We start from the raw sequence: 11,443 nt of genomic DNA, 5'->3' as shown, positions 1-11,443 counted from the left end.
CAACAGCATCGCCCGCAACAGCTTCTCCGGTGCGATGCTCGGGCGACCGCCTTTGATGTCGGCCTCATACATCTCGGCGAACAGCCGATCCATCTTCGCCAGTGCCAGATTGGCCATCGTCCGGATCGAACGCAGTGGATGAGACTTCGGTACGAAATCGTCCAGCCGCCGCATTGTGAACAAGCTTTCGGTGAAGGTGTCGGCGCCGCGCATGCGATGTTGGGAAAGTGGATCGTGTCGAGTTCTCAGATCAACGTTTGAACATGTCCGCGCGCCGACTATGGCTCGAGGTATTTCAGCAGCCTGCTAGGCAATAAAGCCATAGTGCAGACCGCTCTTCGGATGGGTTGCCTCCAGAGAAAACTCCGCATAAGTTCCTGATAACAATAAGTAAAGAAAAGATCACGCAGAAACGTCAGGGAGGCTTGGGTTGCCATATTTTGCTGAGAACGCAAAACATTTGACCTTACGTGAAGGTCATGCCCCTAACACTGGGTTGCGAAGGGGCCAAGTAGGTGCTTTGTACGCGCTGGCTGCACACATCATCGAACGCCACGACCCAGCGCTCATTTCATTGCCAACGGGCTACGGAAAAACGGCCGTCCTCACCGCCGCCTGCTTTCTTGCTCAGGCACGCCGAGTGTTGGTCGTCACGCCGACCAGCACGCTTCGAGCACAGGCGGCTCGCGCCTTTCGAACACTCGACACTCTTCGACGACTATCGGCACTGCCGGGCGAGGATGCGCTGCCGGCACCCCGTGTTGCAGTGATCGAAGAGCGCATGACGTCGCAGCAACAATGGCAAGCTCTCGGTGATTGCGACGTTGCCGTATGCACGCCTCACTCGGCCAGCCCCGACATCGAAGGGGTCGAACCCCCTCCAGTGGACATGTTCGATCTCGTCCTCGTGGACGAAGGACATCACTCGCCCGCTCGAACGTGGGCAGCCTTCATTCGAGCAACGCCCAACGCCCGCCACGTTCTCTTGTCTGCGACACCTTTTCGCAGAGATCGCCGGCAATTGCCAGGACGCCTGATTTTCTACTACTCCTTGCGTCAGGCAGTCGCGGAAAATGCATTTGGAAAGGTGACATTCAATCCAGTCATAGTCGATGAAGACGCATTGCCGGACACGCGTGACGCGGCGCTCGTTGCAAAGGCTGTTGAAATATTTCGGCGAGACGCGGCTGCTGGTCTTCAGCACCGTTTGCTAGCCCGCACGGAGCGAATCGCCGACGCGGAGCGTGTGGCACAGCGATATGCCGACGCTGGCTTACGCGTTGAAGCTGTTTCCAGCCGCAGATCGAAGCAGCAAATCGAGGATATCGAACGTAGACTTGTCGCTGGGGAATTGGACGGCGTCGTCTGCGTGGACATGTTCGGGGAAGGCTATGATTTCCCGAAGTTCAAGATTGCTGTCCTGCACAGTGCGCACAAGTCGCTCGTGCCAACACTGCAGTTTATTGGACGCTTCGCACGCACTAATGATGAGCAGACGGGCACGGCGACGTTTCTTGCCGTGCCTCGGGAAGTCGACGCTGAAAGCTCAGAGCTCTATCGCGATGGTGTTGACTGGGACGTTCTGTTGGCGGATGTTGTGGAGGCGCGCCAGCAGTTGGCTTTACAGCAACGAGAAACCCTCCAGTCGTTTGCGCAGACCGGGCATCCCCACGCCGACTACGAAGCAGTCAATCCCGGCGCGTTCCGATTATCGCAGCATATTGCGGTGTACCGAACGGGCGACGCACCCGACTTTTCGGAGCCGCCTGAAACGCTCAAATCGCTGCAAGTCACCAACGGCTGGCTGAGCGACGATCACTCGACGTACCTGCTTCTTGCAAAGTCGGTTAAGTCACCGGCGTGGTATCGGGAAGAACACCTCGTGGACGCCGCTCATGCGTGTTTCCTCATCAAATTCTTCCCTGCTTCACGGCTGCTGTTCATTACCGCTACAGAGCGATCCGAACGCTACTATGCGGAGTTGGTGGAGTTCTTCTTCGGGGGAAATGCTTCCCCCCTCGCGTATGACCAGATCCGCAAGGTGCTCAATGGCATGACGGATCAAGAGTTCTATAGCGTTGGCATTCGAAGCACTTCCCCGACGGCCACCACGGAGTCGTACCGCATCGTGGCAGGAAGCAATGCCGACCGCGGAGTACGCGACACTGACGCGGCGAATTTTTCGCAAGGCCACTTCATGGGTCGAGGCCAAGTCAACGGCGAGTCCGAAGTTATTGGTGCTAGCGCCGGGGGACGCATCTGGTCAAACGGAAAACTGTCGATCCCGGAAATCCTGGACTGGATGACGGCGCTTCACGGCCGTATGACAGCGAATCAAGTCAATATTGGCCGCTCGGGACTTGATCTGCTTCCTTTTGGTGAGACGCTTGAACGCATACCCGCTTCGACATGCATGACAGATTGGCCGAAGGTTGCATACCGCGACAATCCTCAGGTCCTGATTGGCGAGGGTGCGGACCGCGTGGTGACCAGCCTACTCGACCTTCAGATCACCAATGTCACTGTCAACGGGGACGGATCGGCGCTAACTTTTCGAATTGGAGACGATGTCCGTTCGCAGCGCGTGCAGTATCGTCTGCATCGAAGGCCGAATTACGGCTTGTTGGATGAAAATCCGCCCATACGAGTGTCGACCTCCGAGGGAAACGTCTCCATCGAGGAATGGCTTGACGAGCACGGGTTAGTATTTTTTACGAAGGAGATGGATTCCTTCGTTTACGGCACACTGCAGCGGAGACTGGCTCGCACGGCGATCCGCCCGGAGAGCTTGGTCCCACACGACTGGACCGGCTGCCAGATCAATGTCGAGTTTGATACTACCGATCCCGATCGGATGACCGTACAGAGATTTCTTCAAGATCATCTTATCGGCGTCATGGCCGCCGACTTCATCATCTATGACCATCGATCAGGCGAGGCCGCCGACTTTATCGTTGGAAAGGTGATCCCAGGAAATCGCTTGGCCATATCGCTCTATCATTGCAAAGGCGCCGGCGGCCCAGTATCAGGCGAACGTGTTGACGACGTCTATGAGCTTGCAGGGCAGTCAGTGAAGTCCGCCAGGTTCCAGCGTAAGGACGAGTTGCTTCGTCACATCGAGCGTCGTACACAAGCGCGCCCAAACAGGGGCCATTCCCCGTTTCTTGTCGGGACGAGAGACGCGGCGATAGACCTGGTTCGGGCCTACGACCCTATCGCCATCAGCCTTTCCGTGCATGCGGTGCAGCCAGGTCTGCTGGCAACCGGATTGGCAGAGAACGTTCGCGCAGTTATGGCCGCGGCTAACGACAGTCTTACGGCACAGGGGGTCGAACTTCGTTGGCTGGTTAGCTAAACACTTGACGACGCATATCTCCCTATTGCGTTGCGCGTTCAGCGAGGTGCGATCTGTGATCTGGCTGAACACACAACCAGTCGCGCTGATCCACGTGTCAGTGCCACATAAAGATTCGGCACGTTCAACGCGTCGGCATCAAGAACGACAGCGACATGGGCCTCCAGGCCCTTAATCAACAGTGTGCTTCCCACCGCCCGCCGTGGAAGGGTCCTAGCCTGCATGCGGCCCTGCTCGCGAATCCGAATCGCAGCTTCCTGCAGCGTCGGAACGCCGCCAGTCGTAGCTGTGCGCAACGCTTCCAGGCACGCGCGCAGCACAACCGGTCGGAAAACCCGTGAGCCTGGCTGGTCGCGCAGCGCTTCGATAAGCCGCCTCACGGCTGGTAGCGAGCGCTGCACTTCAAACATCGTAGCCGCCGTTTCAACCTCACTCGGCTCGCGCCTGCTCTTGCCTCGACGCAAGACCTCAAGTCGCTCTAAGAGTGCTGCCGCCCCAACCCCCGTCATCATCCTGCCGCAAAATTCAACGATACGCCTGATCGCGTCGGGAGCTTGCAGCTGTAAGCCTGTTGCGAAGTCGACCAAATCCCGGAGGTCTACCGCTTCAATCGTGACGGCGCCGGGCACGAGGCTGGCCATGCGCTGCTGGCTCTGGGGGCTGGTACTGTGGCCAATGACCAAAACAGTGCCATCCCGGTGGGGCGGAGCGGTCCCAGCTGCTGCGAGCAGCCGGCCGTGATCATTGGCTGAACCATCAAGCTGAACCCATTGCACAGAGGGGGGCCCAGTCGCTAAATCAATCGGCTGCCCATTGAGCAGGAGAAGCCTCGCGTGTAGCAACCACTGTCCGAGCTCTTCAGCGCCCGCGTTGATCCAACGCCAGGGCCGATCCAGCGTATGGCCGATCGGGAAATGTTGACACACATCGCCCTGCCAGGACGCTAACGGATCGCCACCAAAGCCGAAAATTGCCTGCAACGGGTCGCCGACCACACAGGTAGGCACACATGCGGCAGCGCCTAGGATGATAGCGTGTTGAAGGACCGAGCAATCCTGATATTCATCGACCCAAAGCCGCGCATAGCTCGCAGCAAGCATGTCGCATACATGCCCTGCCGCCAGCAGGCGCGCAGCGGACTCACGGATTGCCCGATAGTCAGGGCGCTGCGCGGCAAGGATGGCGGGATCGAGGCCTGCCCGCATCGGAAACGTAGCGACGAGCTTCATCGCCCAACCGTCGACAGTTCCGAGACGGTACCGTTTGGGATCTACGCCAGCTAGCTCGAGTCGCTTGCGCAAGGCGGCGACGCCCGCATTGGTATGGGTCAGTAGCAGGATCGGCTTTCCCAGTCCGTGGCGAGCAAGCGCGTCCGTCAGGAGTTGCGTCTTGCCGCACCCCGCCGGTGCCTCAACTCGTGCGCCAGCTAGCTGAAGCAAGTCGATGTCGTAGCTAGCCATTCCAGCACCATCCGAAGATGCGATTAATCTCCGTCTTGAATTGCAGGTCCGACTGTTCAAAGCCGTGCGCCACTATCTCGCGCGCGATTCTCTCCATGTCGGTCACCGACTTGAACCAAGCGTTGTGTTTGGACCGCGCGGCCTTACCGAGAATACGCCGCAGATCAGGCCCCGGCCGCTGGAGCATTGCTGCATCGACAGCCGCTACGTTAAGGACGTTGCCGCTTGCCGTGCGCAATTGGCCGTCCAGCACGTCCAGGTCGCTTTGCTCCTTGATCAAGTCCCAAAGTTTAGCGACGGCCATGCCGTCAAGGGCTTGAAACAGTTCGTCCTCTAAGGCATTGGGAGCTCGCCAAGCGAATACCGCTCCCCCAGCCGCTTTGAAGCCCTCCTCTTCGAGCTTGGGAGGTACATCACTGTCCCGCAGGAGCGCAACCCGGTAGCCGAGTTTTTGGAATGCGAGCGCTCGCTGCACGGCAGACGATCCAGACCCGTCGACGAGCACCACGCCGAACGTTGAGATGGAGGGCTGATTGCTCGCTTGGTCCATACCCCGAATCAGTCCAACCTCGCTCGCGCCTTCGCACACCAGGATACTCTTGCCAAGCAGAGCTTCCGGGTACCGGCGCATCGTGCCTTGCACGTCGTCTTCGTTGCCACAGCAGTGCGCTAGATGTACGCCGTTATGCTGGCGCAGCACGTAGAGTTGCGTGCCTGATAGCTCTCGCACCACCACCGGCGAGTGAGTAGTCAGGAACACCTGCAGCGGCGGCGCCTGTTCCTTTGCGCCCAGAGTGACAAGTAAGCGGTAGATCCGGTGAGGCTCCAGACCGGTCTCAATCTCGTCGACCAACAAGACGGAAGTATCTGCCGCGGCAGCCCGCTGCAATCCTGCCACCAATAGTCGAGCCGAACCCAATCCGAGGGACCTGAGCGGAACGCCCCCAGCGTTGTGAAGCGCGATGGCGCCGCCGGACACAGAGATGGCGTGGGCATCGAGCAGGGCCTTTACCTGATCTCCAACCGGCACCCCGAGCTGATTGGCTGTTTCCAATACTTGCTTCAGCGCCTGCCCTAATTGGGCCTGAGCGTCGTCACCAAAGCGCAACCTCGCCTCACGCCCGGCACGCACCAAGGCTGCCGACGCATCCGCCCGCTCGTCGGAGAGTCGATTCAGCACCGAGCCACGGCGCCAGCTCAGGTTCTCGTCGCCCCTTGCACCCAGCTTACCCGGTGCAATCCGCAGCCGGTCGGCCCAAGCCAGATGCCGCGTTTGCCCCTGCGCGGCTGCGCGGTCGGAAACCAGTTGCCATTGCGGCTCCAAATCGCTCTGCACTGTAAGTCGAACAGTCAGCACGGTCTCGCAGCGCACCTCTGGCTCGTCCACCACGGCTCCATCCTCTGCTCGGAAGCCCCTCAGGTACAGGCCATAGGCCTCAAGATTCTTGAGCGCGTCATCAAGCTCCCCCACGGTGATCTCGATCACGATGGGCTGATCGACGTTCATGCCGAAGAAGTCGTCATCGCCAAAGACGACGTTACGCCGGGCGCCCAAGCAGAGATCGATCGCATCGAGCACGCTGGACTTGCCGGCGTCGCCAGAACCGATCAACGCGTTTAGTCCAGGCCCCGGACACCAAACGAACTGGGCGATGCTACGGAAATGGCGTATCTCAATTCTGCGCAGGCGAGTCATGGCTTACGGGAGGCTGTCTAAGTGCATCATGATCGCATATGTATGCAGACATGCCAGCCCGTGAGCCTGCTGCGCCGGAATGCGCGAGCAATTCTGCGCAAGAGCGACCAATCAGTATCCCGCACTCACCTCCAGAACCTGCGAACTTTTTTAAGAGGCATCCTCCTGCCATCGGGCCGCCATGCCAAGTGCCCCCGTCTTGGGGAAACCTTCTTGCGCGCACGCCACACAGCGGTCGTCTCGCTCAGCTAGACCCCATAAATCTGAGACCTTTCGCCGTCAGGGCCTTGGCTTATGCACCTGAAGTCCGTTCATCGCAGGATTTGTCTCTCGCCATCGCGTGTGTACATGGCTCGATAGGCTCCGATATCGCCGGGCACATATCTCACAATGACGTCTTCGTAGCAGGAGAACGCCACGGCGACTGCGGCCCGAACGACTTCAGCGGTTTCGCGTGGGGCGCGGATCGGCTTTATCGCCCTATTTTCCGCCCTTCCCCAACATGACATGGTCGCGATAGCTCTGCCCGTGTGCTACGACGGATCCTTTTCCATAGAAAGCGAGATAGTCGCCCATTCTGTCAAGGGATCTCGCGATGCCCGCGATACTTTCGACACCGGCCACCTCATACCACGCTGGCTCGTCAAGAACCTTCTCGAAACGAGAGAGGATGATCTGTTGGACGGCCTACGAGCGCGCGAGGCAGAGACTAGAGCCGCTCGCGTCTGCCGGCCAAGTCAAGTGGCCCGTGGATGCTTTCCTATCGATTCGTTAATTTTGACCGGCGACATCGAACATCTTCATACTGATGCGACCTCTGTCGGTGCGCCTGTTCATTAGTCGCCCGGCTTTCACGTTCTGATTCGCATCATGCCAATTTTTGTACCCGAACAACCGCGACAACAGTTCCAGGCAGTGCCCATGTCGCAACGTGCCGGCCGACAATTTTTTCAACTTCTTCGCTTCCAGCTTGAAGTCAACGATCGCTATTGAGCCATTCAGTGCGACTAGCAGCATGAGATCTCCCACCGTACTGCCAGAAATGTGTGCGACGGCGTCGACTTCGAACCCGTTCGGGTTGTTTGCGTTCAAAAACGCAAGAAAATGCTCTTGAAGGGACCGCGCGGAGGCACTAGCCGTTAGCCCATGCGGTGTAGGCTCCGGGGGTAGCACGATCACAGCATCGCTCTGCATGCCTTCCTCTTTTCCTAGTTCGGATCGACCATTTTTTGCACCACGCCACAGCGGGCGGACTCTGCGTCCAAATCTGGGCCTGCGGCGACGTCTCCCACTACCGTTGCGGCCCGCTTACCTACACGCCTTCCTAATACCCTAGCACGCGACGAGCAGCTCTGAGAATCCGCAACCCGGGACTTTGATGGGCCGACACAAAGGCCTGCCTGCAGACGTTGGGGGCGACGCACCAGTTGCACGACCCACCCACTACACACGAGCGCCGCTCGGTGCTCGTGTGAGACTGTCTACCCAATCCTTCCAGCATTCGTGTACCCACTAACTATGGGACGCAACGCGAGTCGCAGTCGAAAACCGACGCAAATTCACCATCTTCGCGGTGTGCCTCCAACCGCGAAATGGCGTCCTACGGCCGTTTGCGTGCCATTGACGTACCCATTAACTTTGAGAATTTAACCCACTAACTGTGAGACAGAACTCAACAACTGTGAGACGTGACACCGACACTGCGACACCCCGCCACACCCCTTCCCACCCCGCACCCCGCGCACGTTTTTAAGTTTTGTTCTAAACTTTCACAAATTTCTGAAAATTCAAAACAGACAATGCAACTCTCGCCCCTTGTCCAGCGATTTGTCCTCCACTTCGGTGAAATGGGTAGCCGCTGGGGCATCAACCGTACGGTTGGTCAGATCTACGCCCTTCTTTTTACCGCCGCGCGTCCGCTGAACGCGGACGAGATCGCCGAATCACTCGGGTTTTCGCGCTCCAACGTCAGCATCGGGCTGAAGGAACTGGAATCCTGGAACCTGGTGAAGCTGTCGCACCAGCCCGGCGACCGCCGCGAGTATTTTTCCGCGCCCGACGATGTCTGGGCGATCTTCCGCACGCTGGCCGAGGAGCGTCGCCGGCGCGAGATCGATCCCACGCTGTCGATGCTGCGCGAAGTCCAGCTGGAAACGCCGCTGTCCGACGAAGACCGGCACGCCCAGGCCCGCATGAAGGAGATGTACGGGCTGATCCTGCTGGTCACCACGTGGTTTGGCGACATGCAGAAGCTCGACGTCGCCACCCTCGAAAAGCTGATGCGCCTGGGCTCGCGCGTCACCAAGCTGCTGGACGTCAAGGACCGGCTGACCTCTGCCATCGGCATGGGCGGCGCCGCGAAAGACAAGACTGCCAGGGCCGACAAGGCCCCGGCGAAGTCCGCCGGCAGCAAGACCCCCGCAAAGTCTGCCCGCCCCCCCAAGGAGTAACCCGTGTTTGCAAGTGTCGATCCGGTGATACTGGCGCGCATCCAGTTCGCCGCGAATATCACGTTCCACATCCTGTTTCCCACCATCAGCATCTCGCTGGCGTGGGTGCTGCTGTTCTTCAAGCTGCGCTACAACAAGACCAGCGATGAAAGCTGGATGGACGCCTATCGCGTCTGGGTCAAGATCTTCGCGCTGACGTTCGCGCTGGGCGTGGTCAGCGGCATCACCATGAGCTTCCAGTTCGGCACCAACTGGCCCGGCTACATGGAAACCGTCGGCAACATCGCCGGCCCGTTGCTGGCCTATGAGGTACTGACCGCGTTCTTCCTGGAAGCCACCTTCCTCGGCATCATGCTGTTCGGCATGCGGCGCGTCGGCAATCGCATGCACACCATCGCCACGCTGCTGGTGGCCGGCGGCACCACGCTGTCGGCGTTCTGGATCCTGGCGCTGAACTCGTGGATGCAAACCCCGGCCGGATTCGAGATGATCGATGGCCGCGCGCATGTCACCAGCTGGTTCCAAGTCATCTTCAACCCGTCGTTCCCCTACCGGCTCGTGCACATGCTGCTGGCGTCGGGCCTGACCGTGGCCTTCCTGCTGGCAGGTATCTCGGCCTATCGCTGGCTGCGCCACGACCGCAGCCGCGAAGTCATGCATTCGCTGCGCACCGGCGTGACGCTGGCGGCATTGCTGATTCCGCTGCAGATCGTGGCCGGCGACCTGCACGGCCTGAACACGCTGCATCACCAGCCGGCCAAGATCGCGGCCATGGAAGGCATCTGGAAGACCGAAAAGGGCGCGCCCGCCGTGCTGTTCGGCCTGCCCAACGCCACCACGCAGTCGAATGATTTCGAGATCGCGATTCCGAAACTGGCATCGATCTACCTGACCCACAAGGTCGATGGCGAGATCAAGGGCATCGACGCCTTTGCCGATCGGCATCCGCCCGTGGCACCGCTGTTCTTCGCCTTCCGCATCATGGTTGGCGTAGGCCTGCTGATGCTGGCCGTCTCGTGGCTGGGCACCTGGCAGATCCGCCGGCAGGGTGCACCTTCGCCGTGGCTGGCACGCGTGCTGGTGGCGATGACGTTTTCCGGCTGGATCGCGCTGGTGGCGGGCTGGTATGTCACCGAGATCGGCCGGCAGCCTTATCTGGTCTATGGCGTGCTGACCACCGCCCAGGCCGCCTCGAAGGTGCCCGCCGCCATGATCGGCAGCACCCTGGCCATGTACCTGTCGCTGTATCTGGCGCTGATCGTGGCCTACATCTCTGTCGTCTTCCACCTGGCCCGCAAGGCGGGCAAGTCCGGCGCATCCGGCCCCGCCGCGGACACGCCGCAACCCGTCATCGGCCAACCCAGGAGCGCGCAATGAACCCGGCCACGATTCACGACCTGACCCAGCCGGCCGGATGGCTGCCGCTGGTGTTCCTGGCGCTGATGGGCCTGTCGATGCTGATCTACGTGATCCTCGACGGCTACGACCTTGGCGTGGGCGTGCTGCTGCGCCGCGCGGACGATGCCGACAAGGACACCATGATCGCGTCGATCGGCCCGTTCTGGGATGCCAACGAAACCTGGCTCGTGCTAGGCGTGGGGCTGCTGCTGACGGCGTTCCCGCTGGCGCACGGTGTCATCCTGACCAACCTGTACCTGCCCGTGGCGTTGATGCTGGCGGGACTGATCATCCGCGGCGTGGCGTTCGATTTCCGCGTCAAGGCGCGCGATCCGCACAAGCCGTGGTGGAACTTCGCGTTCTATGCGGGCTCGCTGCTGGCCAGCTTCTCGCAGGGGCTGATGCTGGGCCTCTATATCACCGGGTTCCGCTACGACCTGCCCAACCTGCTGTTCGCCGTGGCCGTGGGGCTATGTCTGGTGGCCGGCTACTGCCTGCTGGGCGCCACGTGGCTGATCATGAAGACCACGGGGAGCCTGCAGTTGCGTGCCATCTATTGGGCCCGGCGCAGCCTGTGGCTCACCGCTGCCGGCGTGGCGGCGATCTCGGTGGTCACGCCGATGGTCAGCACGCGCATCTTCGACAAGTGGTTTGCGCTGCCGAACATCATCATGCTGGCGCCGATCCCATTGCTGACGATGGGCCTGTTCGTGGTCATCGAGCGATTCCTGCGCCGCATGCGCAACCTGCACGCCATCGGCAACGACCGCTGGTGCTGGCTGCCCTTCGCCGGCACGGCGGTGATCTTCCTGCTGGCATTCAACGGCCTCGCCTACAGCCTCTTCCCGTACCTCGTGGTCGATCGCATCGACATCTGGCAGGCGGCCAGCGCGCCGGAATCGCTGATGGTGATCCTGCTGGGCGCCGCGGTGGTGCTGCCGACGATCCTGGGCTATACCGCCTACGCGTACCGCGTGTTCTGGGGCAAGGCCACCGACCTGCGCTACGACTGACGGCCGTCGCGCCGCCATCGGCCCTGGCGGCACGGCGGGTGTATGCTGGCGGCAGCCAGACAACACCCGCT

Annotated in this window: 7 protein-coding genes and 1 pseudogene; 4 read left to right on the top strand and 4 right to left on the bottom strand. The window is 60.4% G+C overall.

Annotated elements, in window-relative coordinates:
* A pseudogene (locus BLQ58_RS15320) lies at positions 1-213 on the bottom strand (IS5/IS1182 family transposase); the annotation flags it as partial.
* Between the two features lie 217 nt (positions 214-430).
* On the opposite strand from BLQ58_RS15320, the gene BLQ58_RS15315 reads away from it, so the two are divergent.
* The gene (locus tag BLQ58_RS15315) at positions 431-3,355 is read left to right on the top strand and encodes a DEAD/DEAH box helicase (protein ID WP_092599470.1); all 2,925 of its coding nucleotides are present in this window, start codon (positions 431-433) and stop codon (positions 3,353-3,355) included.
* A gap of 38 nt (positions 3,356-3,393) precedes the next feature.
* On the opposite strand, the gene BLQ58_RS15310 is transcribed toward BLQ58_RS15315, so the two are convergent.
* The 3 genes from BLQ58_RS15310 to BLQ58_RS15300 form a co-directional block, all read right to left on the bottom strand.
* Positions 3,394-4,815 carry a UvrD-helicase domain-containing protein gene (locus BLQ58_RS15310; RefSeq protein WP_092599466.1) on the bottom strand — a complete coding sequence of 474 codons (1,422 nt, stop codon included), beginning with the start codon at positions 4,813-4,815 and terminating at the stop codon, positions 3,394-3,396.
* A complete protein-coding gene (locus BLQ58_RS15305; RefSeq protein WP_092599463.1) occupies positions 4,808-6,511 on the bottom strand; it encodes an ATP-dependent nuclease in 1,704 nt (567 codons plus the stop codon). The genes BLQ58_RS15310 and BLQ58_RS15305 overlap by 8 nt, the downstream gene beginning before the upstream one ends.
* 771 nt (positions 6,512-7,282) lie before the next feature.
* Entirely contained in the window at positions 7,283-7,705 is a 423-nt protein-coding gene (locus BLQ58_RS15300; RefSeq protein ID WP_092599460.1) for a hypothetical protein, read from the bottom strand.
* 605 nt (positions 7,706-8,310) lie between these two features.
* Between BLQ58_RS15300 and BLQ58_RS15295 the strand changes: the two genes are divergently transcribed.
* From BLQ58_RS15295 to BLQ58_RS15285, 3 genes are read left to right on the top strand one after another with little or no spacing between them, the layout of a single operon-like run.
* The gene (locus tag BLQ58_RS15295) at positions 8,311-8,961 is read left to right on the top strand and encodes a GbsR/MarR family transcriptional regulator (protein ID WP_092599457.1); all 651 of its coding nucleotides are present in this window, start codon (positions 8,311-8,313) and stop codon (positions 8,959-8,961) included.
* 3 nt (positions 8,962-8,964) lie between these two features.
* Positions 8,965-10,338, top strand: coding sequence for a cytochrome ubiquinol oxidase subunit I (locus BLQ58_RS15290; RefSeq protein WP_092599454.1), 1,374 nt, complete (start codon positions 8,965-8,967; stop codon positions 10,336-10,338).
* Entirely contained in the window at positions 10,335-11,372 is a 1,038-nt protein-coding gene (locus BLQ58_RS15285; RefSeq protein ID WP_092599451.1) for a cytochrome d ubiquinol oxidase subunit II, read from the top strand. Before BLQ58_RS15290 ends, BLQ58_RS15285 begins: the two co-directional genes overlap by 4 nt.
* Positions 11,373-11,443 lie beyond the last annotated feature (71 nt).

Source organism: Ralstonia sp. 25mfcol4.1, assembly GCF_900104095.1.
Taxonomy (GTDB): domain Bacteria; phylum Pseudomonadota; class Gammaproteobacteria; order Burkholderiales; family Burkholderiaceae; genus Cupriavidus.
Note: the sequence above shows the minus strand (reverse complement) of the source record. Positions and strands in the feature narration are given on the sequence as shown.

Bases quoted from the DNA above. Each gene is read 5' to 3' on its own strand.
- BLQ58_RS15305 (WP_092599463.1), bottom strand. From the start codon at position 6,511: ATGACTCGCCTGCGCAGAATTGAGATACGCCATTTCCGTAGCATCGCC.
- BLQ58_RS15300 (WP_092599460.1), bottom strand. From the start codon at position 7,705: ATGCAGAGCGATGCTGTGATCGTGCTACCCCCGGAGCCTACACCGCAT.
- BLQ58_RS15295 (WP_092599457.1), top strand. From the start codon at position 8,311: ATGCAACTCTCGCCCCTTGTCCAGCGATTTGTCCTCCACTTCGGTGAA.
- BLQ58_RS15310 (WP_092599466.1), bottom strand. From the start codon at position 4,815: ATGGCTAGCTACGACATCGACTTGCTTCAGCTAGCTGGCGCACGAGTT.
- BLQ58_RS15285 (WP_092599451.1), top strand. From the start codon at position 10,335: ATGAACCCGGCCACGATTCACGACCTGACCCAGCCGGCCGGATGGCTG.